Here is a 23,917-nt window from a genome sequence, read left to right as displayed (position 1 = left end):
GCTCCTATTTATGGTATGGATGTTTATGTATAATACTTAAAGCCCGAAATATCTGCTCTAAAAGCACAATCTTTGCCACTTTATGACTCATCGTCAATTTACTAAGACTCACTACTTTATCACATTTATGCAAAAAATCCTCTTCAAATCCATATGCACCACCTATAAAAAAGGAAAGTTTATCATACTTTTCAAAAACTTTTGCAAATGCAAAACTATCAAGCTCCTCTCCTTTTGGATCGAGTGCAATGGTATAGTCTTGCAAATAGGGCATTAAAACTTGTGTATAAATTTGGCGTGCTTGCTGTTTTTGCGCTTGATTAATTTTTTTATTAAAAATATTTTCCATTTTTATAGTAGCATATTTTTTGGCATTTTTTATAAGATCTTCATAGATCATCTCATAATATTTTGCATCTTTTTTTCCGATGGAGTAAAGAGCTATTTTATGCATAACTTAAAGCTTTGATAAGAAAATCTCTTCCGACTGCTCTTTTCCAAATGTCTTGTATCGGCTCATAAAGATATATACCTCCGATTGCTACAACTTTATGGCATGAAAGTTTTGCTAAAGAAGAGAGCTTGAGGCCAAGTACACTGCTCACATCTTTTGTATTACTTGCTCTATATGCCCCAAGACCTATATAATCAAGATCTAAATCATTAGCAACTGCTATCTCTTCTTCATTGTGCGTAGAGAGACCTACAATCTTTGCACCTATAAATTTGCGAAGAATTGTAATAGCTTCTGCAAAAGTTTTTGCACCAAAATTCTCTACTATCTTTGCAAGATCCTCTTGACCAATATGTACTCCATCACAAAGCCTTGCCAATGCGATTTCATCATTGATAAGGAGTATACCATCCCACGCTTTTCGTAGTCGCTTGAGATTTTCATGTTTAGTTTCAAAAGATCCCTCTTTATCACGATACTGCATGATTTCACATCCATACATCGCAGCTAATGAGGCATACTGCTCTAAACCTACACCAAATTGATCCAGCAGTGCCACATCACAAAGGGCATAAATATCACTCTTCATCGCTTTGCTCTATGAGAGATTCTACATTTTGTTGCTCCTCTTGCCACAAAAGGCGCAAGAGATCCGCAATTGTCTTTTTCATCTGTGGACGCTCTACAATCATATCGATAAGTCCATGTTCAAGCAAAAACTCACTTCTTTGAAATCCTTCTGGCAAATCTGCACCAATTGTCTGCTTAATGACGCGCTGTCCTGCAAATCCTATCAATGCTCCAGGCTCTGCCATAATAATATCTCCTATCATTGCAAAAGAGGCACTCACTCCTCCCATGGTAGGATCTGTAAGAACCGATATGTAGGGCAATCCTTCTTCGGCTAATTTTGCTAGCGCGGCACAGGTTTTACTCATCTGCATAAGACTAAAAGTGCTTTCTTGCATTCTTGCACCACCACTGGCACTCACAATTACAACAGGCTGACGCTTTTGGATAGCTCTATTAACAGCACGAACGATCTTTTCACCTTCAACTGAGCCTAAACTCCCACCCATAAAAGCAAAATCAAAAACAGCAATTTGGGTAGGAACTCCCTCTATCAAACATTCACCACTTATTACTGAACTTGGATGTCCCGTCTTCTTTTTTCCCTCTTCGATGCGCTTTTTATAACTCTTTTTATCTACAAATTTAAGTGGATCCACAGGCTCCAAATTGGCATCATACTCTACAAATGTCCCCTCATCGCAAAGTATCTCTATACGCTCTTTTGCACCGATACGAAAATGGTAGCCACATTTTGGACAGACATTGTAACGGTTTTGCACCTCTTTATAATACATCAAAGCGTTACATTTAGGGCATTTTATCCAGTGGCTAGGCTGCTCAGCCTTACTTGGCTGTGATTTACGAATTTTAAATAGATCACTCAGACCCATACTAGTCCTTTATGACAATTTCATAAATTTTGTCAAAAATCTCTTGCTCTTTGCTCACTACTATTATTGTATCATTTTTATATGTGTAGAGGCCTTCACACTGATGCAAACCCGCTACCACATCATAAGGGCGAATCTCTCCTATAAAAATTACAAATTTGACATACCGGGCATAAGCCAAAGAGAGTGCAACAGCACCAGGGCTACGAAATTTAAGTCCTGCAAATTTAAGTCCTTGTACAATATTAGGATTAGCGTAAGCTTTTTCAAAAAGTCCTACTCTTGCATGGTAGTTTGGCTGTACATCTTTTAATTTTTCATAAAGAAGTGAGCCTTTTTTATAAAAACTACCATCTCTTACAAAAAACTCACCTGATGCATAATTAACAATAAAAGAAAAAAGCGTTTTTCCATCTTTCATAAGAGCAATAGAAGATCCAAAGTAGGGAAAACGAGAAAGAAGATTATCACTCCCATCAATAGGGTCTATAATGAGAGTAAATTCCCCTTCTCCTATCTCACCGGCTTCTTCTGAAATAATTTTCCCATATTTAGCCAGATATTTTATAAAAATCTTTTCTGCAAAGAGATCTATATTACTTGAGAGATCTCCTCCTGCACCACGACCGGCATAGTGATAGAAATTTTCATCCATACCAAAGCGTACAGCCTGGTAAACTTCTTGGCATGCCTTTTTGACATCTTCAAAAAGTGTTTCCATCTTAGTCAAGTAGTTTTCTCGCAATTGCTTTTGCAGCTTCTCTTCCATCATACGACGCTGTCACTACAAGATGTGCTCCTCTATAGCAGTCTCCACCGGCATAAACACCAGGTTTTGTTGTTTCATAATTTTCATTGATTTTGATTGCTCCCCAATCATTTGTCTCAATACCATGTTTTGCTAAAAACTCTAGTGGGGTATTTTCAAAACCAAGAGCAAATATCACCACATCTGCATCGATAGTAAATTCGCTATTTTTAATTACCTCTAACTTGCGCTTACCATCTTTTGTAGTAGAGATAGTTTTTACAAACTCTACGCCAATTACCTTATTCTCTTCATCTGTAAGAATTTTTGTTGGAGCAACATTATAGATAAACTCTGCACCCTCTTCTTGTGCATTTTTCACCTCTTTGCGGCTTCCTGGCATACTTGCTGCATCTCGTCTATATGCACAGATTGCTTTAGCAGCTCCCTCTCTAATGCTTGTGCGCACACAATCCATTGCAGTATCGCCACCACCTATGACAACAACTCTTTTATCTTTAACCTCTTTATCTTTATCATAACTATCACCAAATATTTTTCTTTGAATATTTGTGAGAAAATCCATCGCCATCATAGCGCCTATAGCATTTTCTCCCTCTATACCAGCACGTCTTGGTTTCGTCGCTCCTATTCCAATAAAGATCGCATCATAGTTTTCTAAAAGCTCTTCAAACTCCAAACTTTTTCCCACTTCTACATTGAGATTGAGTTTCATTCCAGCTTCTATGAGCCAATCAATACGGCGCTGAATTACCTTTTTATCGAGTTTAAAGTTTGGAATACCGTATGTCAAAAGTCCTCCAGCTCTATCAGCTCTTTCAAAAACGTGTGGCTCAATCCCAGCTCTTAAAAGATAGGTAGCACAACTAAGCCCAGCAGGGCCACTTCCTATAATCGCTACCTTTTTATCTGTCTTTTTACTACAAAAATCGGGACGCATCCCCTTCTTAAATCCCTCTTCACTGATAAAAGTCTCAATAGCACCAATCGTAATCGCACCATACCCCTCATTGAGGGTACACGCACCCTCACAAAGTCTATCTTGCGGACATACTCTCCCCATAATTTCTGGAAAAGGTGATGATTCATTGCTAATTTTAAATGCTAGCTCTAGATCCTTTTCTGCAACAGTTTTAAGCCAATGAGGAATAAAGTTGTGCAGTGGACAAGCATTATGGCAATAAGGATCCCCACACTGCACACAACGATCTGCTTGTGTTGCTGCCTCATTGGGATTATATATCTCATAAATCTCTCTAAAATCTTTTATACGCTCATTAACAGCTCTCTTTTTTGGCTCGATTCTCTCGTTAAAAATAAAATTTTGCATATTATTCCCCTTCCTCTAGGTTCAAAGGAACTTTTCTTAATTCCTTCGGTCGCACCATCCAAAAATCTCTGATCTCCATTCTAAAATTATCCAAAATCTCTTTTGCTTTTTGGCTACCTGTTTCATCATAGTATGATTGCAAGAGTTTTTTAAGATAGTGACGCGCTTCGTCAAACTCATCTATGTCTATACGTCTTGCTTCAATCAACTCTTGGTTGATTTTTTCAATAAATGTATGATCTTCATCGTAAACAAATGCTAGTCCCCCTGTCATACCTGCACCAAAGTTTATTCCAGTTTTTCCAAGTATTACCACAATACCACCTGTCATATATTCACAAGCGTGATCTCCTGTACCCTCTACTACTGCAAGAGCACCGGAGTTACGTACTGCAAATCTCTCACCCACTTCGCCAGCTACAAAGAGCGTTCCTCCTGTAGCTCCATAGAGGCAGGTATTTCCAGCAAGACTAAATCGTTGTTGCGGAAATTTAGAGGTAATTATGATTTTACCTCCATGCATTCCTTTGCCCACATAGTCGTTCGCAGCTCCTGTCACATTAATAGTAACACCATTGATGAGAAATGCACCAAGACTCTGTCCAGCAACTCCTTCAAGATTAATGCGAATAGCATCCTCTTTGAGCCCTGCATCTCCATAATATTTTGCAATCTCTCCGCTAATGCGTGCGCCAAAACTTCTATTCACATTGCAGATTTTTTTATTAACAATAATGCTCTGTTTTGGATTTTCAATAGCTGGATAGACCTCTTTGAGGATCTCTTTTTCAAACTCATTACTATCAAAAGGCTCGTTTGATGGCACTTGGCACGTATCAACTCCATCAAGACGCATCAATACAGAGCTAAAATCAAACTTCTTAGCAAACTCATTATCAACCACTTTCAATAAATCTGTTCGCCCTATTACATCTTCAAGTTTTGTATAGCCAAGCTCAGCCAAAATTTTGCGTACATCTTCAGCAATGAGTGTAAAATAGTTAATAAGTCTCTCAACAGTTCCTACATAGTGTTCACGTAAAAACTCATTTTGTGTTGCAATTCCCACAGTACATCTATTGAGATGGCACACACGCAAAATCTTACATCCAATAATAGTAAGCACTCCTGTACCAAATGCGTAGCTCTCTGCTCCCATTATTGCAGCTTTTACAATATCAAGCCCAGTTTTGAGCCCGCCATCAGTTTGGAGCTCTACAAACTCTCGCAAATGATTAGCTTTAAGAGCATTGTGCGCCTCTGTAAGCCCAAGCTCCCATGGGTTTCCTGCAAATTTGATTGATGTAAGAGGTGCAGCACCTGTACCTCCATCTCCACCACTAATAATTATTTTATCAGCGTACGCTTTTGCAACACCTGTTGCAATCGTTCCCACTCCAGCAGTTGAGACAAGTTTTACTGCTACTTTTGCATCAGGATTGACCTGCTTGAGATCAAAAATAAGCTGTGCAAGATCTTCAATAGAGTAGATATCGTGGTGTGGTGGTGGTGAAATAAGTGTGACTCCCGGCATAGTATGGCGAAGTTTAGCAATAAGAGCTGTTACTTTATGGCCTGGAAGCTGTCCACCCTCACCAGGTTTTGCACCTTGTGCTATTTTTATCTGAATCTCTTCAGCACTGCGTAAATAGGCTGGAGTAACACCAAAGCGTCCGCTTGCTACTTGCTTAATTTTTGAATTTTTAATTGTTCCAAAACGGCTCTCATCTTCGCCGCCCTCACCGGAGTTACTTTTTGCGCCGATTCTGTTCATTGCTTCAGCTATACACTCATGCGCTTCAGGACTGATAGAGCCAAGACTCATTGCAGCAGAATCAAAGCGTTTAAAAATATTTTCAACTGGTTCTACTTCATCAAGGGAAACAGGTTTTCTATCACTCTGAAACTCAAAAAAATCGCGAATGAATTTAAATTCTCTTCCCTCTATCATATTTTTTAGCTCTTTATAATCATCCCAGTTACCTGTGATAGAGACTTCATGAATCTTATTGACTACATTTGGATTAAAATCGTGATACTCACTCCCATCAATATACTTATAATATCCTCCTAAATCGAGTGGAAAGATATGTTTTTCAAGATCAATCTCATACGCATTTTTATGATAATCATCCAATCTCTTTTCAATATCTTCATAATCAAGACCAGGTACAAGGCAATGGCTTCCAGCAAAGCACTCTTGCACCATCTCTTCACTTAGTCCTAAAACATCAAAGAGGGCAGAGTTTCTGTATGATGCAATAGTAGAGATCCCCATTTTAGACATAATTTTCAAAAATCCCCCGTTAAGTGCATTAACTACGTTCTTAAATCTATTTCTTAGTTCAAAGGCACTTAAATCCTGTTTTTTGAGTCTTTCATAGACAGTTGCAAAGAGAAGATAAGGATAGACAGCACTTGCGCCATATGCAATCATTACAGCAGCTGAATGGGAATCATGTACTTCACCTGTAATTGCAACAATTGAAACAAGATGGCGTACACCTGCATCAAGGAGTTTTTTATTTAAGCGCCCTATAAGCATCGCCATGGGTATTGTCTTCTTATGAGGGCTAAGCTCTCTATCATCAAGCACAATAATACGCACACCCTCTTCTTTTACGCTTCTAATAACTTCATCTGTTAAATTCTCTAATGACGCTTTGAGATCTTTTTCAAAAGCAGTAGAGAAAAATCTATTTTTAAAACACTCTTTGTAGCGTGGATGTTTCGGATCCCCATAAGAGAGCAACACATCCATTTTCTCTTTAATAAGAATTGGAGAGACAGCTTTGAGTCTTATTGCATGATCAGGATCTTCATCTAAAATATTGTGAATCTCTCCAAAACCTGTATTGAGACTCATCACTATCTTTTCACGAATAGGATCTATTGGTGGATTGGTTACTTGAGCAAATTTTTGCTTAAAAAAGTCAGTAAAGTTACGCTGTTTTGAGCTAAAAGCTGCCATAGGTGTATCATCACCCATGCTTCCTACGGCCTCTTTACCCTCTTTTATCATTGGCTCAATTACTTGCTCTATCAATTCATGCGTAATATGGTAGTAGCGCTGTTTATGGATAATATCATCAATTTTATACTCATCAATATTGCTAAATGGTGTTTCGATATGCTCTTGCAAATAGACCATATTTTCATTGAGCCATTCGCTGTATGGATTAGAGTTTTTGAGATAGTCATTAATATCTTCATTTTTGAGAATAACTCCATATTTAAGGTCGAGCGCAATCATCTCACCACTTTGTAATCTTCCACGCTCTACAATATTCTCTTCAGGTACTCCCAAAATTCCATATTCGCTTGCGATTATGAGGCGTTTGTCTTTTGTGATAATATATTTTGCTGGACGCAATCCATTTCGATCGAGCACACATCCAATGTAGCGCCCATCTGTAAGACTCACAGCTGCAGGACCATCCCACGCTTCAAAACATGTACTTGTATACTCATAAAATGCTCGTAGCTCTGCATCCATGTGAGGAGCATTTTGCCATGGAGCAGGAATGAGGGCTCTGGCAGCTTTGAAAAATTCTACACCATTAACGATTAAAAACTCAAAAAAGTTATCAAGGCTCTTACTATCACTCGCTTCAGGTTCTAGTGGTGGAAGAATCTTTTGCAACTCTTCATCACTAAATATTTCACTCTTTAGCGATTCACACTTTGCATATACATTATATCTATTGGCAGTAACAGAATTAATCTCACCGTTATGGGCAATCATACGAAAAGGCTGTGCAAGCTTCCATTTTGGTAATGTGTTGGTTGAAAATCTTTGGTGAAAAAGTGCAAAACTTGCCTCAAAATCCTCATCTTGCAAATCTGGATAGAAAGTCTTAATATATGTAGGCATAACGAGGCCTTTGTAGGCTATCGTCGTACGTGAAAAACTTGGAATATAAAAATCTTCATCTTCAACTAGTGCCTTTTCTATTTCTCTTCGTGTAAGATACAAAAGCGCATCAAATCTTTTTGTAGCTATGAGTGAGTTTGGTGCTACAAAAATCTGTACAATATTAGGGAGTGTCTGTTTAGCTAGTTCCCCGAGTGCATCGGTATTAATTGGTACATTGCGTATATATAAGATACGTAAATCATTTTTAAGACAAAACTCTTTAAAAACTTCTAAATTTTCTTCGTTTTTATAAAACACCATAGCAACAGCATAGGTTTGCGGAAGGACAAAATCCTCTTTTTCGGCTATTTTTCTAAAAAATTTGTGTGGCATAGAAAAGAGAAGACCACTTCCGTCTCCACTCTTGCCATCTGCTGCAATTGCACCACGGTGCATCATGCGCTCAAGAGATTTGATTGCATCGTTGACATTTTGATGAGAAGGTTTATTGTCGATGCTTGCTAGTAACCCAAATCCACAATTATCTTTGTAACTTGTTAGAAGATCCATATCAACCCTTTCGGTTTAGAAGTAATTTCAACAAACTTTAAACTTATTTTTTGTATATAAGTAGATTATTATACTTTTTGATTCGTTAGAAGCTACTTAAAAGAGGGAAATATAGATAAACTTCAATGATATTGATACGAAGAGAAATAAAACTGCAAGCTGCGAATGTAAAGTTTTATACTAATGCAAACGACTATTTTCTACATAAAAAGAAAAATGTTTGAAAATGTAAATGTTTAGAAGAAAGAAGAAGCAGCAGTAATCCAAACAGATGTTTGGATTACTTTACTTTTTCTAGATATTTCCCTTCAATCGTATCAACTTTAATAACATCTCCAGTAAGGATATGAAAAGGAACTTGCACTACTGCACCAGTCTCAAGTGTTGCAGGTTTGCGACCACCTGTAGCAGTATCACCTTTAAAAGCTGGAGCCGTTTCAGTCACTTCAAGCTCAACTACTTGGGGAATCTCTACTGAGATAGCTTTACCATTATGAAAGAGAATCTTCACATTCATTCCATCTTTCATATATTTGATATTGTCATCTCCTACTTGATCATGAGATAGAGCAATCTGCTCATACGTAGTAGTGTCCATAAAGTGCATGTTTTCACCATCATCATAGAGATATTGCATCTCTTTTTCTTCTAAATCCGGCTTTTCAGCCTTATCACCTGCATGAAAAGTCTTTTCTAAAACTCTTCCATCTATTAACGACTTAATTTTAGTGCGCACATACGCAGCGCCTTTACCAGGCTTCACATGCTGATACTCTACAATTCTGTAAGGTACTCCACCAAGCTCTATGCGTAGTCCTTTTTTTAGATCATTCATACTGTATGCCATATTTACTCCTCAAATTTTTTGCAATTTTATCGAAAAAATCTTGAAAAGAGATATAAAAGCAGTGATAGAACAATGCTCAGTACTATCGAGGTAGTAATAGGAAAATAGAAAGTAAAATTATCTTTCTTGATATAGATATCATCGGGCAGGCGCCCGATAAATTGTATAAAGAGACCTACAACGATAAGGGTTATTCCTATAAATATTAAGACCTTACCAAAATCCACTATTTAAATTCCTCTTCACTTCTTGTCTGCTCATCAGTGAAATCCATCGCTTTTGCATTATCCATAAGCACCGGAATAAAAAGAAGTGAAACTACAACAGCAGCAACTGTACCGCCAATGAGCGCAACACCAAGTCCACCAAAAATAGGATCGCTAGCTAAAAGTGCCGAACCTAAAATAATAGCTATTGCAGTAAGCATTATGGGCCTAGCACGCGTTGCTGTTGCTATAGCAATTGCTCTTCTTTTAGGAATATGTTTTTCTATCATCAATGCTTTTGCAAAATCGATAAGTAGTATAGAGTTACGTGAACTAATCCCCATAAGAGCGATAAATCCAATAAGAGAAGTTGCAGTGAGGAAAAAGGTATCTCGTGTTACAAGATCAGCAACCCAGTGTCCAACAATCACACCAATAATGGAGAGGAAACTTCCAGCCATAACAATATTGGAGAGAGTATAGCTCTTATAATAAACAACTATAAGCAGATAAATGAGAATGAGAGCAGCGATAAAAGCAAGCCCCAAATCTCTAAAAGTATCGAGGGTAACTTTCATCTCTCCATCCCACTTGAGATCTATTACCTCACCTGTTTTTTTATCGATAAAGCGAAGGTTAAAGAGATAATCAGTCTTTTGAATCTCATAATCTTTCGCAAACTCTTTCATTATTGTCTCTCTCGCTTCCAAAAGAGGATAGACTTGCGAGACAAGATCTGTTTCAGCAATTACATTTGTATAGCGTCTGAGGTTTTTATGCATAATAGTAGGCTCATTTGTCGCTTCAACAATATCAACTATTTCAGTAAGTGGTACCATCATCCCTTTTTGATTCATGAGCTCAAAGGAAGCAAGCTTTTTCTTCACTGCTTCTAAAGATTTGTCATCAAATCTTCTTGTACTATCACTTAAACGCAAAAAGAGTTCTATTTGAGAAGGATAGTTTTCACTATTTTTTACGCCAACGCCCATTCCTTCAAAAGCCAAATAGAGTATCTTTTGCACCTGCTCTACTGCAAGACCGCTCTTTTGAATCTTGTCGATATTTGGTTTGAGATGAAACTTTTTGTAAAGCTCATCTTCCATAATATCCACATCAACAAGTCCTGGAGTGTTTTTGAAAATATTTGCAACTTTTTGGGCAAAAACTCTTCTCGTTTTCTCATTTGGTGTATAAATCTCTGCAACAATTGATGCTAAAGTTGGGGGGCCAGCTGGCTGCTCAATAAGTTTAATGGAGGTTTGCTTTACAAGCGGCTCACACTTTTTTTGGATAATTGGTCGCAAACGGTGTACCATATTGTAGCTGCGCTCTTCACGTTCATGTTTATCAGTAAGATTAACTACAATTTCAGCAACGTTTTCACTATTTTTAAACGCGCTCCCCTTTACGAGCCCAGCATAATCAAGAGGTGCACCCATACCAATGAAGCTCTCTATATCTGTTACCTCTTTTTCATCTTTTAAAATATCTATAACACATTTTGTTACCTCTTTTGTCTGCTCTTTTGAAGATCCTGTAGGAAGATCAATATAGACACTAAAGGTATTTGCACTTTTTCCTGGCAACATTTTTACCCACACGATTTTTGTAGGAATCATAGCAATTGAGCCAGCAAGAGCAACCAAAACAAGGAGGATGACTAAGAATTTCTTCGATTTATGCTCTAATATATTGTAAATGAACTTTTCAAACTTTTTCACTGCTTGCCTCCATCTATATCACACTCTTTTGGAAGTTTCTCTTCTTTTTGAAAATGGTGATGGTGATGATGCATGTGTGGTTTTTTGAGCATCTTTTTGGAAAGATATGGCGTAAAAATATAAGCAATGAGAAGTGAAGCCAAAAGTGCAACAGGAACATTAAGTGGAATTGGCTTCATAAATTCACCCATCATACCACCTACAAAAGCCATAGGAATCATAGTCATAATAATCGCAATAGTTGCCACATTTGTAGGTGCACCTATCTCATCTGTCGCTTCTACTAAAATAGTGTCCATATCCTTATCCACTGCATCATGCTCATGTAAATGTCTATGAATATTTTCTATAACAATAATTGCAGCATCGACCAATAGTCCCAATGAGAGTAAAAATGCAAAGAGTGTAATTCTGTTAATTGTCTGCCCAGTGATATAGGCTATAAAAAGAGTGATTGCTAAAATAGCAGGTACAGTAAAGGTAACGATAAGTGCCTCTTTCCAACCAAGGAAAAACACTAACATCACAGCAATAATAGCAATGGTAATAAGAAGATGGTCAACAAGCTCATTTACCGCATCATTTGCACGTTTTCCATAATCCCTTGTCAAGACATATCCAATGCCTTTATGCTCAAGATATGGCTTGAGATCTTTCATGAGTGCTAAAACATCATTAGCAACAAAAACTGCATTTGTTCCCTTGAGTTTGCTTACTTCTAATGTATATTGAGGCTTTGTACCCAATTTTTTTGTCCAGATTCCAGCTTCCTTGAAGTTTTGAATATCTATACCATCTTCTACTTTTGCAATATCTTTTACATATATAGGCGATCCCATATAGTTAGCGACCATGATGTTTTTTACATCTTCTATACTCTCTATTGCATTAGGTACTCCAAAAATGACAATTTTTTTATCTTTGGTCCTATTTTTTACCTCTGGTACCTCTTTCGCAACAGAGCTTACTGCTTGCATAATCTGCCCTAAAGAGAGATGAAAGCCTGTTAGTTTATTGAGATCAACTAAAATATTAAACTGCCTTTTATGCGCACCTTTGAGATTTGTTTTTGAGACATTTTTTATGCGGTTAATTTTATACTGGATATCTTTTATGACTTTAAAAAATTCTGCATCACTCAAGGCTTTATCACGTTTATAAAAAGCAAAAGTCAAAATAGGTATATCGATATCAATATCAAAAGGTTTTACAAGTGGCTGCATCGCATTTTTTGGAAGTAAATTCATATTTTGCATTACTTTGTCATAAAGCTTGAGATTAGATATCTCTCTATTTTGCCCGATGTAGTACTGTACATTCACAATTCCTACGTTCTCTTTTGCTATTCCATAGATATATTCAACTCCACTGATCTCTCGAATCTTCTCTTCTAAAGGTTTTACGATAACATTTTCAATCTCTTTAGGTGTAGCGCCAGGCATAGGTACAATAACTGTACCGCCACTAATTGCTATTTGTGGGTCCTCTTCTCGAGGCATTATCTCAAGCGATAGGTATCCTACTGCCAATACAAAAACAGCAAGGAGGGCAGTCAAGGGGTTATGTAAAAAGGTTTTTGCAAGTTTTCCTGCAATATCTTTTGGTTCATAGTGGCATTTTATCTCATTACTCATAGCCTACCCCTATTTAAAATCTAGCTTTGCATACATTCCAGGAATGATAGTAGCTTTGTTAGGATTTTTGAATGAGACTTTTATTTTAAATTTATGCGTCATAGGATTTGCTGCAGGAATGATAGATGTCACTCTCCCTTCAGCTTCAAATGCCAAAGATGGAATATACACAGCTACTTTTTGTCCAATCTTTATATTTTTGAGATTACTTTCGCTAATCTCAGCCATTACTTTAAGATTATCGAGTGTTGTAAGTATCATTCCAGGATATCCAGGAATAGTAAGTTGTCCCTCTTTTACATTATTTTGAATAATTACACCATCATTAGGCGCTTTTATTTTGAGATATTCATATTGATGCAACACTTCTGCAAGTTTCGCTTTAGCCATTTGGAGCTGTTTTTTTGCAATCTGTACCATATCTTTTGTATTCTTATACATCAGCTCCATGCGTTCTAGTTCAAATTTTGAGACCATACCTTTTGCAAAGAGTCTCTTATGGCGCTCGTAATTTGTTTTTGCAAACATATACATATTGTTATTCATTGCAATAGCAAGTCTTGCTTGAGAAATCATAAGTTCAACTTGTGATTTCGCTAAATCAATCTCTTTTGAATCAATTACATAGAGCACCTCACCCTTTTTTACCCAGTCACCCTCATGCTTATTAACCTTTTTTACAAACCCCATATAGCGAGTACCAAGCATTTTGGTATCATCACTTATCACAGTTCCTGAAAGACTCAATCCTTCTGCATAGAGTGATAATGCAAAAAGTATCGCAAATACAATTTTTTTCATCTATTCTCCTTTATCCAAAAGACTCTCTAGTTCAAAAACTTTTTCGTTGCGCTCAGTTTTTGTTTTGAGAAGTTTGAGCAGTACTTGAATCTCTTCAGAGTGCTTAATGAGTACATCACTTATTTTACTCAAACCCTCTTTATATTTTTCCACATACATTCTATAGATCTCTTTTGCCAATGCATACTGTTTGCTTTGTGCTTTGATATCGTAATCTTTACTTTTAACAGCAGTTTTTATTTGATTAATTTTAAGAGCGAGTCCCCTCTTTGCCAAACTCAACTGCTCATTGACTTTGAGGTATTTAATTTTAGCCTGCTCTACTTCTGCTTTTGTTTTTCCACCACTAAAGAGATTCCATTTGAGCTGCGCACCTACAGTGTAAAAATCTTTATCAAAAAAGTCATTAAAAGGTTTATCATCACTGCTTCCATACTCACCAAATGCACCAATCATCGGATAATAACCACTCTCTTGCAATCTTACATTCATTCCCATCATCTTTTTTCCAAGCTTTGCTCTTTTATAGTCAATTGCTTTTTGTACGAGATTACGAGTATCTTCTTGTGGCAGAGGTGCAAGTTCACTTACATGCGTAATACTTGCAACATCTTCACCGATGAGAAAACTCAAATACTGATATGCAAGATCTCTATTGAGTTTTGCTTGATTGAGATAACTAAGAACTTCTGCTTTTTTTGCTTGAACTTCTAATACATCTGTCTTTTTCGCATATCCCTCTTGTTTAAAATTTTTAATAATATTTTCTAGTTTATCCATATTCGATTTCAGTATTTCAAGATTTTTAATGTAATTTTCAACAAGAGTAATATCATAAAAAGTTTTCTTCGTTGCAAAAACCATCTCATTGACAATTTTTTTAGCTTCGAGATGTTTCATTCTCTCCATCTCTTTGGATATCTTTTTATACATTGTCAGTTTCATTCCAGTATAAAGAGGTATCATATACTGTAGTTTTGTTTGAAAATGGTTCCTTGCATCAGGGTTGTTGAGATCATTTGGTGCAGTATCTAAGAGCATATTTTGCATTTGAGGATTTGCCATCATCTGTGAAAATGCAGCAAAATTACCATTTGCCATGCTAAGTGCTTGGGAGACACCACCTAAAAAGTCTTTAAATCCAAAATCTCTAAAAGTGGCTTCTCTTGATTGGAGTTTAAATCCAAAGACATTTCCTGCGTCATTACTGCGCAATGCATTGAAAATAAGGTTTAGAGATCCGTAATTATAGCTTTGAGCAATTTTTGTATTAAATTTTGCTATTTTTTCCTCAAATTGAGCAATTTTGATATTACTGTTGTTTTTTTTGAGTATTTCAATTGCTTCATCTAATTTAAGGTTTTCGACTTTAGCAAAAAGCAGTCCTATGGCTAATGTAAGTAGCAAAAGCTTTTTCATAATCCCTCCAGAGATTGAAAAAAATTATTGACATGATTATATAAATTTATAACTTAGTGAAATATTAACTCACATAAGCAGGAGTCCCTGCTTATAGTATTGCATAGGAGACAGAGAGGCAAGCTTTGAGGTTTGCAAGTTCTTTAAGGACATCTTTGCTTACATCATCATCAACAATTATCACCGCCAAAGCCAATCCATGATTATCACGTCCTAGCCGGAAATCTGCAATATTAATATTGTGTTTAGCTAAAATCATACCGACTTCTCCAATAACACCTGGCACATCGGTATTTTTAAAAAGGATCATTTTCCCTTTCGGCTCTACATCAATGGCAAAATTATTAATATCAACGATTCTTTGCACATTCTCTTCAAAAATCGTTCCACTTATTTCTATGATGTCTCTATCAGTAGTGAGTTTTACTGTAACTTTATTTTTATACCCACTTGTTTCAGGATTTTTCTTGCTAAGTATCTCAATCCCTCGCTCTTTAGCCACAAATTCTGCATTGACATAATTGATTGTCTCCCCTAAAGACTCTTTGAGTACACCAACTACCGCAAAAGTAATAAGAGATTTTATATACTCTCCAATTTCACCTTCAGCAATGACTTTAATAGATTTATATGCACCCTTATTTACTTGTGCAGCCAAAAAACCCATCTTTTGCGTTAATTCCAGATATGGCTTTACAAAAGGAGGCATCTCATCTTCTTTAATTGGAAGATTTAAAGCATTTGGATAGCTGATACCTCTGGCTGCTTCAAGTGCTTGCGTTGCAGCTCCAATAGCAATCTTTTCTTGTGACTCTTCTGTATTTGCACCAAGATGTGGTGTAACTGTAACATTATCAAGCTCTAAAAGTTTATTGTCAGTTGCAGGCTCTTTCGCAAAAACATCAATTCCCGCAAATTTTATTTTTCCGCTCTTAAGCCCTTCATACAAGGCATCTTCGTTATAAAGACCACCTCTCGCACAATTTATTAGCACCACACCATCCTTCATCTTTGCGATCTCTTCACGATCAATCATATTGATCGTCTCTTTTGTTTTTGGTGTGTGTATAGTAATAATATCACATGCTAAAATATCATTGAAATCTGTTGTATATTTTACACCGAGGTTTGTCGCTTTTTCTGGGGAAATATAAGGATCGTACGTGATAACTTCCATCTCAAAAGCTAAAGCGCGTTTTCCCACTCTACTCCCAATATTACCAAAACCTATAATTCCTAATTTTTTACCTTTGAGCTCATTCCCTATCCAAGCTTCTCTCTTCCAGATGCGCTCAAGTTTTAATTGATTATGGGCATAAGGAAAAGCTCGCATACAGCTGAGCATATGTGCAAAAGTAAGCTCTACTGCAGCTATTGTGTTCGCAGTAGGAACATTCATGACAATGATCCCGCGTCTGCTACACTCTTCCATATCTACATTATCTACCCCGACTCCTGCTCGAACTATCGCTTTAAGATTTTTTGCATGCTCCAAAAGCTCTTTATCGACCGGGGTAGAGCTTCGTGTAATGATGACATCAGCATCTTTTATCTTCTCATAAAGAGGACCACCTTTTGGTACATCTGCTGCGTTGACATATTCTATATCTTGCTCTTTTGCAAGAATCTCTTCAGCCTTTTTATGCAAATGATCACATACAACTATCTTTCGTTTGTGCATTCTCATCCCTGTTTATCAAGTTTCTCTTTGATAATATCACCAAGAGTTGTACTCTCTTCTTGATTAATTTCTCGAAGAGCCTCTTTCTCTTTCATCTTTTGGAGTCTTCTAACTGAAACACGAAGACGATTATTCTGCGTATCAAGATAAGAGATTACTCCCTCAATTTCATCACCTTTATTGAGTTCCTCTTTTTTTAATGGAGCAAGATCTTCATTACGCACAAGAGCATCTACTCCATCTTCAAGCTGTATGAACACACCAAAATCTTTAATATCACGAACAGTCCCTTTTACTATGTCGCCCACTTTATGTGTTTTTGCAAATTTTTCTAGAGGGCTCTCTTGCAAGGATTTTCTATCAAGTGAAACGCGCTCTTTCTCTCTGTCTATACGCACAATTTTTACTTGTGTCGTATCGCCCACATTAAAAAGATCTTTTGCCTTCAAGCCTTTTTCCCAGCCAAGATCTTGATTATGAAGAAGACCTTCAATTGCCCCAATCTTAACGAAAGCACCAAAATCTGTTAATGAAGTAATTTCTCCCTCGACTACATCGCCCTCTTTATAGTTTTGCAAAAACTCTTCAAAAGGTTTTGGCAAGAGATTTTTAAGAGATACTCGCAGTTTTCTATTTTCTATATCAATCTCTGTTACTTCAACATCAATCTGTTCACCCTCTTTTACATACTCACTTGGATGTTTAGGTTTTTTCTCCCACGTCATTTCACTAATATGTAAAAGTCCTTCAATATCATTGCCAAGATCAACAAAAGCTCCGTAAGGCTCAATATTACTTATAGTGACATTGATAACATCGCCCAGTTCAAGCTCCCCTTTGATCTCTTCCCAAGGATCTGGTTGTGTAGCTTTAATAGAGAGAGAAAGTCTATTTTTATCGCTCTCATAATTGATAGCTTTTACATTAACTTTATCGCCTTCGTTAAAATACTTTGCAGGATTCACAGGGCCTTTGTAGCTTATTTCATTATAGTGTACTAAACCCTCTACACCTGGAGCAACTTCTACAAACATACCATAATTTGTAATTTTTTTCACAGTACCTTCGACAACCTTATCCTCTTGCATCAATTCATCAATAATCTCTTTTCTCTTTTGTGCAAGCTCTTGAATAAATTTTTTGCGTGAAATAACTATCGAGTCATTATTCTCGCCGATTTTGAGTATTTTTGCACTTACTCTTCTTCCAATATCTGGTTTGTTTTTGAAAAAACTTTGGGAGTTTGGCAAGAAAAATTGTACGCCTTCATCGTTTTCTACGATGTATCCACCTCTATTTTTCCCAACAATTCGTCCCTCAATGACCATATTTTCTAAATTGTCTCTATTTGCTTCAATAAAACTCTTTACTTTCTCTTTTGTAATAGCTTTTTTGTGTGAGATTATTGGACGCTCATTTCTATATCCAGACACCATAACCTTAATTGTGTCCCCAGGTTGGTAGAGAAGATTTCCCTCACTATCTTGAATCTCTTTGATATTCAAAATACCCTCTTGCTTCTCACCAACATCAACCAGAACTCTCTCATTATCTTGTATCTCTACAATTACACCATCTATAACTCTTGATTCACTACGTTTATTCTCATGCTCTTCAAGCATTTTTGCAAAGTCTTCGCCTGTATTTTCCATACCCATGTTTACCTCTTTTTCCATAATTTGCTTTTCCCTTGATAAAATTTTGCTAATTATACTTTAATTTTCTTTATCTTTTCTATAACTTCTTCAATAATCCAGTTTGGAGTAGATGCACCAGCAGTTATACCACAAAGTTTTTTCCCCTCAAACCATGATGGTTGAATCTCCTCTTTATTTTCAATGAGATAACTATCTAGACAATTCTCTTTACAAATTCTAAAAAGCTGCTTGGTATTAGAAGAGTTTTTCCCTCCTATAACTATCATCACATCAGCCTCTTTACTCAACTCTCTTGCAGCGCTTTGGTTTTCAAATGTCGCATTGCAAATAGTATTAAAAACTCTCACCTCTTTTTTGTGTTGCATCAAGAAATTTACTATTTTTGCATACTCTTCAAATTTTCTCGTAGTCTGCGCAACTGTTGCTACTTTCTCTTTGAGTTTTGATAATTGAGGTTCAAGCTCTTCAACATCTAAAACAACAACAGGATCTTTTGCATAACTCATAACACCTTTAATCTCTGGATGATTGCGATCTCCAAAAATAACAATGCTATACCCCTCTTCACTCATCTTTTCTACTATCTCTTGCGGTTTTGTTACAAAAGGGCATGTAGCATTGACCACTTCAACATTTTTCTCTTTTAATATCTGAAGTTTATCTTTGGGGATGCCGTGTGTGCGGACAATGACTTTGCTATTTTCTTCTACTTCATCTATATCTTCTACAAGCCCTACATTGAAATTTTTTTTGAGTCTTTCTATCTCATTTTTATTATGAATCAAAGGTCCAAATGTTACGCTATCGGGACTCTCTTCAGCAATTTTAATAGCTCTTTTGACACCAAAACAAAAACCGTAATTTTGTGCTAATTTAATCTCCACGTTCTACCTCGGTAATTTTTTGTAACAGTTCCACAAAATTTGGAAAAGATGTAGCAATACACTCTATATCCTCTATCTCCATTCCCACTAATAATCCAGCAATAGCAAAACTCATAGCAATACGATGATCTCCATAGCTGTCAATAACAGCTTTTTGTAACTTGCCACCTCTTATCTCATATCCATCTTCATACTCTTCCACGCTTATACCACATTTGCGCAAATTCTCTACAACACTTTTTATACGATCACTCTCTTTTACCCGCAGCTCTTTAGCATTTTTAACTCTGCTTACTCCCTCAGCTACAGCCATCGCAATTGCAAGAGCTGGCAATTCATCAATAAGCCATGAGATATGCTCACTTACTTCTACCCCTTGAAGTTTTTCTCCACATACTCTAATGTCCCCAATAGGCTCGTAGATATTCTCTTTTTGCATATACTCTACTTTTGCACCCATTTTTTGTAAAACTTTGAATGCTTCAATGCGTGTAGGATTGAGAGTAATATTTTTAAGTAGTACACAGCTACCTGGCATAATTGCAGCAGCAACAGCAAAGAAAAAGGCACTAGATGGATCAGATGGAATGGTTATGTCAAGAGGTTCTAGTGGAGCCTTTAAAGGTTCAATCTCTACAAAATATTTTCCATGTCGATATTCACTTTTTATATTTGCTCCCATACCCCGCAGCATTCTTTCTGTATGGTCGCGGCTGAGTTCTGGCTCAGAATAGCTGCTTGCTTCCTTAGCTCGCAATCCTGCTAAAATCAAAGCGCTTTTGACTTGCGCAGAAGCTATGGGACTCTCATAAAAAAATGATTCTAAATGAGCATTACCTCGGATTGCTAAAGGAGCTTTATTCCCCTCTTCTCTCCCATCAATTTTCGCACCAATTGAGCGCAAAGGTTTTGCAACCCTAGCCATTGGACGATTACGGAGATACTTATCTCCGCTGAGGACAAAAAAACCCTCAATACCTGCCAAAAATCCGCAGTAAAGCCGCATGCCTGTACCGCTATTTCCACAATCTAATACATCATCAGGCTCTACAATATTTTTTGGAGGCTCTATCTTAATAATATCACCCTCTTCAACCTTTGCTCCAAGCTTTTTGACAATTTGCAGCGTATTGAGGGTATCTTCAGCCTTCAAAAAATTTCTAATTTTTGAAGGCTTATTACTCAAAAGCGAAAACATCGCTGCTCTATGGGAGATAGACTTATCTGGTGCAATTTCTGCTATTTCAATATTGAAACTATCTTTCTTTGGCGCTATTTTCAATCTGCTCATCGCAATTCCACATTAAAACTCTTTTGAAGAGTTTGCAATATATTTTCCATAATAGCAGCAATTTCCTCTTCGCTTAAAGTTTTTTCATTTGATTGCACCACAAACCGGAGTGTTAAAGAGAGTTTGTCTCCCAACTTCTCATCCTGATATGTAGCGATAGGATAGAATCTTTTGATCTCATGTGGTAAAGACTCTTGCAACACTTCTTTAATCTGTGCAAATGTTAAATTCTTATCAATCAATATACTCATATCACGAAAAGCCATCTGGTAGATAGAAAACTCTTTTGCTTTTGGATATGTAAGAGAGAGTTTTTGCATATCGATTTCTGCAATATATGTAGGTGGCAGCTCCATCTCTTCTTGAATGGATAGATGCAGCTTATATGCAATCCCAATCTCTTGATCATTTTTTATAATAGCTGCACACTGATATGGATGTATAAGACTTGTAGTTGCCTCACATTGATGTAGCTCTACATCGCCAAAAATATGTCCAAGATCATCGGCAAATGTACCAAAATCCACACTTAAAGGTTTGCCACTATTTTGAAGAGTATCTGGCTCTTTAGCACCACTAAAAATAAGAGCTAAAGCAGGCTTTTCGTTGCGTTCTTTATCAAATATTGAACCTATCTCAAAAAGCTTCACTCTCTTACTTCCATTTTTAAAGTTATTTGCCACTTGCATTAAGAGGTTTGGAACAAGTGATGTGCGCAGTGTATTGAGTTCGCTCGTAATAGGATTAATAATATCAAGCTCCTCTTTGACTCGTGGCAGACCAAGTTTTTCCAAAAGTTTACTATCAGTAAAGAGATAACTTATAGTTTCAAAATATCCCGCACCAACAAGCAGTGTACGTAACTGTTTACCTTCCTGATAGCGTTGATAAGCAGCATTAATTCTGTTTTTTTCTTCTACTTTTAAAGGCTTAGCATGAATATTATCAATTCCGTAAATTCTTACAATCTCTTCAGCAACATCTTGGAGATTAAAAATATCATGTCTGTAAACAGGAGCTTTTACAACCATGAGATCTTCACTAAAATTTACTATTGTAAATCCCAAAGCTTTGAGTATCTCTACAATTTCTGTTCTTTCTATCTCATCGCCTATCAAAGCTGTGAGAGCTGGAAACTCTATTTTGATACCAGGCCTTTCTAATTCTTTATGAATCTCATGGGATCCGGTATAAAATCTCAAATCTTTATAGTACTTTTGTAAAACCATTTTCGCATATGTAGCACCAATTTCTAGTTGCGGATCACTTCCTCTACTACTGCGATAATAGCTCCAATCATTTTTAATTGGGGTTTCATACATTTTTTTTGCAATAGTTTCTGGATCGATATAGCTCATTTCTAAAACAATTGTTTTCTCATCTTCTGTAGGTTTTGATTTGTCAAACTGGTATACTCCTATAATACTCGCCTTTTGTATACCATAAACACACTCATACCCTTTTTCATCCTCTTTGACTACAATTTTAGGCTCTTCATCCTTAAAAATACTATATCCATATAGTCTCGTAATCACTCCCGTAGCATGAGTTACAAAATATCCAAACTCTTCAGCCGCATTTGTAAAAGATTCACCGCACAGAGCCACACGAAAACGAACTATAAAAGGGTTATGAAAACTCTCTTTTTCAAAAGCTTTATATAATAGATTTGATTGAATCTCTTTTGCTGGCTCAAAATTGAGTAATCTTCCAATCCCCATTTGGAGATTTTGTACCTCTTCCAAAGAGGGCTCTTTTACGCTTCTTTTCAATGCTGCAGCCAACTCTCTTGCAATACCTAAAACACTGAGACAATCACCTCGATTAGCAGTGAGTTCTATATCGATAATAGTATCTTGAAAAAATGGGTAGCTTTGCAACTCTTTACCGAGTTTAAGTTCACCTATACTCTCATCAAGCACCATAATACCATCTTCCATCTTTGGAAGCCCTAGTTCACTTGACGAGCAGATCATTCCAAAACTCTCTACCCCACGAAGTTTTGCTGGCTTTATTGCAAAATCTCCTGGTAGTATAGCTCCCACTTTAGCAACAGCTACATATTCAGCATCAACTACATTTTTTGCGCCACAAACAATTTGAAGCTCTTCATCTCCTACATCGACTTGGCACAGATTGAGCTTATCTGCATTGGGATGTTTTTGACATGACAAGACCTTTCCTACCACTACATTGGCAGGTATATTAATATTTTTGACTTCTGCTACCTCTAGTCCAATACGATTAAGAGTTTTTACAAGTTCTTCAACAGAGATATCTTCAATATCTATCCATTCATTTAACCATCTTTTTGTTACTATCATCTAAACTGCTCCAATAGACGCAAATCTCCTTCAAAAAGGCTACGCAAATCACCAATTCTATGAATAAGCATAGCAAATCTCTCTACACCTAAACCAAATGCATAGCCACTGACATCTTCATATCCTACAGCCTCAAAGACATGCGGATCTACCATCCCACATCCTAGTACTTCTAACCATCCAGTTTGAGAACAAACTCGGCACCCCTCACCTTGACAAAATATACAACTAATATCCACTTCTGCACTAGGTTCAGTAAAAGGAAAAAAACTTGGGCGAAAGCGTACATCAACATCACCAAACATATAATGCAAAAAATCTTGCAATAGAAATTTTAAATTAGCAAAGCTCACTGCTCCCTTTTCATCGACTACTAATCCCTCTACCTGATGAAACATCGGAGTATGTGTAAGATCAAAATCTCTGCGAAAAACTGCTCCAGGACTAATCATACGAATAGGTGGTTTTTGATTTTGCATTGTCCGTATCTGCACAGGAGAAGTGTGCGTACGTAGCAATTTTCCATCTTTAAAATAGAATGTATCTTGCATATCTCTTGCTGGATGATATTTTGGAAGATTAAGTGCTTCAAAATTGTGAAAATCATCTTCCACCAATGGACCTGTTTCTATTGCATAATTGAGGGCAATAAAATAGTCTATAATCTTATCCATTGTATAATTTACTGGATGCATTGCACCTTTGAGGCTACGAGGAGAATAGAGCGATACATCTACATAATCTTCCTGAAGTTTTTGCTGTATCGCTTTTTGCAATAGATCATCTTTCTTTGCTTGCAAAAGTGAATAAAGAGAGTTTTTTGCTTTATTCAGATCCTTTGCTACTTGTGGTTTTTCTTCATTTGGCATATGTTTAAGTTTTTCAAACTCTTTAGCAAAATAGCCCTTTTTACCAAAAAGCTCTATCCTGATTTTTTCTAATTCATCTAGCGACTGACATTGCGCTATGATTGTTTGCCAATCTTGCAAATAGCACCTCTTTAAAT

Annotated in this window: 18 protein-coding genes; all 18 read right to left on the bottom strand. The window is 36.7% G+C overall.

Going from position 1 to position 23,917, the window contains the following annotated elements:
- Positions 1–4: 4 nt before the first annotated feature.
- The 18 genes from JG738_RS03910 to pheS all read right to left on the bottom strand — a co-directional run bounded on the left by JG738_RS03910 (position 5) and on the right by pheS (position 23,900).
- The gene (locus tag JG738_RS03910) at positions 5–454 is read right to left on the bottom strand and encodes a 23S rRNA (pseudouridine(1915)-N(3))-methyltransferase RlmH (RefSeq protein WP_084275578.1); all 450 of its coding nucleotides are present in this window, start codon (positions 452–454) and stop codon (positions 5–7) included.
- Positions 447–1,043 carry a thiamine phosphate synthase gene (locus JG738_RS03905; RefSeq protein WP_201338459.1) on the bottom strand — a complete coding sequence of 199 codons (597 nt, stop codon included), beginning with the start codon at positions 1,041–1,043 and terminating at the stop codon, positions 447–449. The genes JG738_RS03910 and JG738_RS03905 overlap by 8 nt, the downstream gene beginning before the upstream one ends.
- Positions 1,033–1,917: an acetyl-CoA carboxylase, carboxyltransferase subunit beta gene (gene accD / locus JG738_RS03900; RefSeq protein ID WP_201338458.1), complete on the bottom strand. Its 885-nt coding sequence runs from the start codon at positions 1,915–1,917 to the stop codon at positions 1,033–1,035. Before accD ends, JG738_RS03905 begins: the two co-directional genes overlap by 11 nt.
- Position 1,918: 1 nt before the next feature.
- Positions 1,919–2,638 carry an inositol monophosphatase family protein gene (locus tag JG738_RS03895; protein ID WP_201338457.1) on the bottom strand — a complete coding sequence of 240 codons (720 nt, stop codon included), beginning with the start codon at positions 2,636–2,638 and terminating at the stop codon, positions 1,919–1,921.
- Position 2,639: 1 nt separating this feature from the next.
- Positions 2,640–4,016: a glutamate synthase subunit beta gene (locus JG738_RS03890; protein ID WP_201338456.1), complete on the bottom strand. Its 1,377-nt coding sequence runs from the start codon at positions 4,014–4,016 to the stop codon at positions 2,640–2,642.
- A 1-nt stretch (position 4,017) separates the two neighbouring features.
- Positions 4,018–8,442, bottom strand: a complete 4,425-nt coding sequence (gltB, locus tag JG738_RS03885) for a glutamate synthase large subunit (protein ID WP_201338455.1) — start codon at positions 8,440–8,442, stop codon at positions 4,018–4,020.
- Positions 8,443–8,722: 280 nt separating this feature from the next.
- Positions 8,723–9,289: an elongation factor P gene (gene efp / locus JG738_RS03880; RefSeq protein WP_201338454.1), complete on the bottom strand. Its 567-nt coding sequence runs from the start codon at positions 9,287–9,289 to the stop codon at positions 8,723–8,725.
- Positions 9,290–9,315: 26 nt separating this feature from the next.
- On the bottom strand, positions 9,316–9,519 hold the full coding sequence (locus JG738_RS03875; RefSeq protein ID WP_201338719.1) for a DUF2905 domain-containing protein: 204 nt from the start codon (positions 9,517–9,519) through the stop codon (positions 9,316–9,318).
- Positions 9,516–11,219 (bottom strand): efflux RND transporter permease subunit, encoded by a 1,704-nt coding sequence (locus JG738_RS10495; protein WP_201338453.1) that lies wholly within the window; start codon positions 11,217–11,219, stop codon positions 9,516–9,518. The genes JG738_RS03875 and JG738_RS10495 overlap by 4 nt, the downstream gene beginning before the upstream one ends.
- On the bottom strand, positions 11,216–12,853 hold the full coding sequence (locus JG738_RS10490) for an efflux RND transporter permease subunit (protein WP_084275569.1): 1,638 nt from the start codon (positions 12,851–12,853) through the stop codon (positions 11,216–11,218). The genes JG738_RS10495 and JG738_RS10490 overlap by 4 nt, the downstream gene beginning before the upstream one ends.
- 9 nt (positions 12,854–12,862) lie before the next feature.
- Positions 12,863–13,654 (bottom strand): efflux RND transporter periplasmic adaptor subunit, encoded by a 792-nt coding sequence (locus JG738_RS03860; protein ID WP_201338452.1) that lies wholly within the window; start codon positions 13,652–13,654, stop codon positions 12,863–12,865.
- On the bottom strand, positions 13,655–15,073 hold the full coding sequence (locus JG738_RS03855; RefSeq protein WP_201338451.1) for a TolC family protein: 1,419 nt from the start codon (positions 15,071–15,073) through the stop codon (positions 13,655–13,657). It abuts the gene before it with no gap.
- Positions 15,074–15,164: 91 nt separating this feature from the next.
- Entirely contained in the window at positions 15,165–16,754 is a 1,590-nt protein-coding gene (gene serA / locus JG738_RS03850) for a phosphoglycerate dehydrogenase (protein ID WP_201338450.1), read from the bottom strand.
- A gap of 2 nt (positions 16,755–16,756) precedes the next feature.
- The gene (locus JG738_RS03845; protein WP_201338449.1) at positions 16,757–18,430 is read right to left on the bottom strand and encodes a 30S ribosomal protein S1; all 1,674 of its coding nucleotides are present in this window, start codon (positions 18,428–18,430) and stop codon (positions 16,757–16,759) included.
- A 32-nt stretch (positions 18,431–18,462) separates the two neighbouring features.
- Entirely contained in the window at positions 18,463–19,296 is an 834-nt protein-coding gene (locus tag JG738_RS03840; protein ID WP_201338448.1) for a 4-hydroxy-3-methylbut-2-enyl diphosphate reductase, read from the bottom strand.
- The gene (gene aroA / locus JG738_RS03835) at positions 19,286–20,587 is read right to left on the bottom strand and encodes a 3-phosphoshikimate 1-carboxyvinyltransferase (RefSeq protein ID WP_201338447.1); all 1,302 of its coding nucleotides are present in this window, start codon (positions 20,585–20,587) and stop codon (positions 19,286–19,288) included. Before aroA ends, JG738_RS03840 begins: the two co-directional genes overlap by 11 nt.
- Positions 20,584–22,911 carry a phenylalanine--tRNA ligase subunit beta gene (pheT, locus tag JG738_RS03830; RefSeq protein WP_201338446.1) on the bottom strand — a complete coding sequence of 776 codons (2,328 nt, stop codon included), beginning with the start codon at positions 22,909–22,911 and terminating at the stop codon, positions 20,584–20,586. Before pheT ends, aroA begins: the two co-directional genes overlap by 4 nt.
- Positions 22,908–23,900, bottom strand: coding sequence for a phenylalanine--tRNA ligase subunit alpha (gene pheS / locus JG738_RS03825; protein WP_201338445.1), 993 nt, complete (start codon positions 23,898–23,900; stop codon positions 22,908–22,910). The genes pheT and pheS overlap by 4 nt, the downstream gene beginning before the upstream one ends.
- Positions 23,901–23,917: the final 17 nt, after the last annotated feature.

Origin of the sequence: Nitratiruptor sp. YY08-26, from assembly GCF_016593215.1 — a bacterium.
In the GTDB taxonomy this organism is placed as follows: domain Bacteria; phylum Campylobacterota; class Campylobacteria; order Campylobacterales; family Nitratiruptoraceae; genus Nitratiruptor; species Nitratiruptor tergarcus.
Note: the sequence above shows the minus strand (reverse complement) of the source record. Positions and strands in the feature narration are given on the sequence as shown.

What these genes read in the sequence shown, in the direction of transcription:
- JG738_RS03910 (WP_084275578.1), bottom strand. Translation starts at nt 454, where the DNA reads ATGCATAAAATAGCTCTTTACTCCATCGGAAAAAAAGATGCAAAATAT.
- JG738_RS03905 (WP_201338459.1), bottom strand. Translation starts at nt 1,043, where the DNA reads ATGAAGAGTGATATTTATGCCCTTTGTGATGTGGCACTGCTGGATCAA.
- accD (WP_201338458.1), bottom strand. Translation starts at nt 1,917, where the DNA reads ATGGGTCTGAGTGATCTATTTAAAATTCGTAAATCACAGCCAAGTAAG.
- JG738_RS03895 (WP_201338457.1), bottom strand. Translation starts at nt 2,638, where the DNA reads ATGGAAACACTTTTTGAAGATGTCAAAAAGGCATGCCAAGAAGTTTAC.
- JG738_RS03890 (WP_201338456.1), bottom strand. Translation starts at nt 4,016, where the DNA reads ATGCAAAATTTTATTTTTAACGAGAGAATCGAGCCAAAAAAGAGAGCT.
- gltB (WP_201338455.1), bottom strand. Translation starts at nt 8,442, where the DNA reads ATGGATCTTCTAACAAGTTACAAAGATAATTGTGGATTTGGGTTACTA.
- efp (WP_201338454.1), bottom strand. Translation starts at nt 9,289, where the DNA reads ATGGCATACAGTATGAATGATCTAAAAAAAGGACTACGCATAGAGCTT.
- JG738_RS10490 (WP_084275569.1), bottom strand. Translation starts at nt 12,853, where the DNA reads ATGAGTAATGAGATAAAATGCCACTATGAACCAAAAGATATTGCAGGA.
- JG738_RS03860 (WP_201338452.1), bottom strand. Translation starts at nt 13,654, where the DNA reads ATGAAAAAAATTGTATTTGCGATACTTTTTGCATTATCACTCTATGCA.
- JG738_RS03855 (WP_201338451.1), bottom strand. Translation starts at nt 15,073, where the DNA reads ATGAAAAAGCTTTTGCTACTTACATTAGCCATAGGACTGCTTTTTGCT.
- serA (WP_201338450.1), bottom strand. Translation starts at nt 16,754, where the DNA reads ATGCACAAACGAAAGATAGTTGTATGTGATCATTTGCATAAAAAGGCT.
- JG738_RS03845 (WP_201338449.1), bottom strand. Translation starts at nt 18,430, where the DNA reads ATGGAAAAAGAGGTAAACATGGGTATGGAAAATACAGGCGAAGACTTT.
- aroA (WP_201338447.1), bottom strand. Translation starts at nt 20,587, where the DNA reads ATGAGCAGATTGAAAATAGCGCCAAAGAAAGATAGTTTCAATATTGAA.
- pheT (WP_201338446.1), bottom strand. Translation starts at nt 22,911, where the DNA reads ATGATAGTAACAAAAAGATGGTTAAATGAATGGATAGATATTGAAGAT.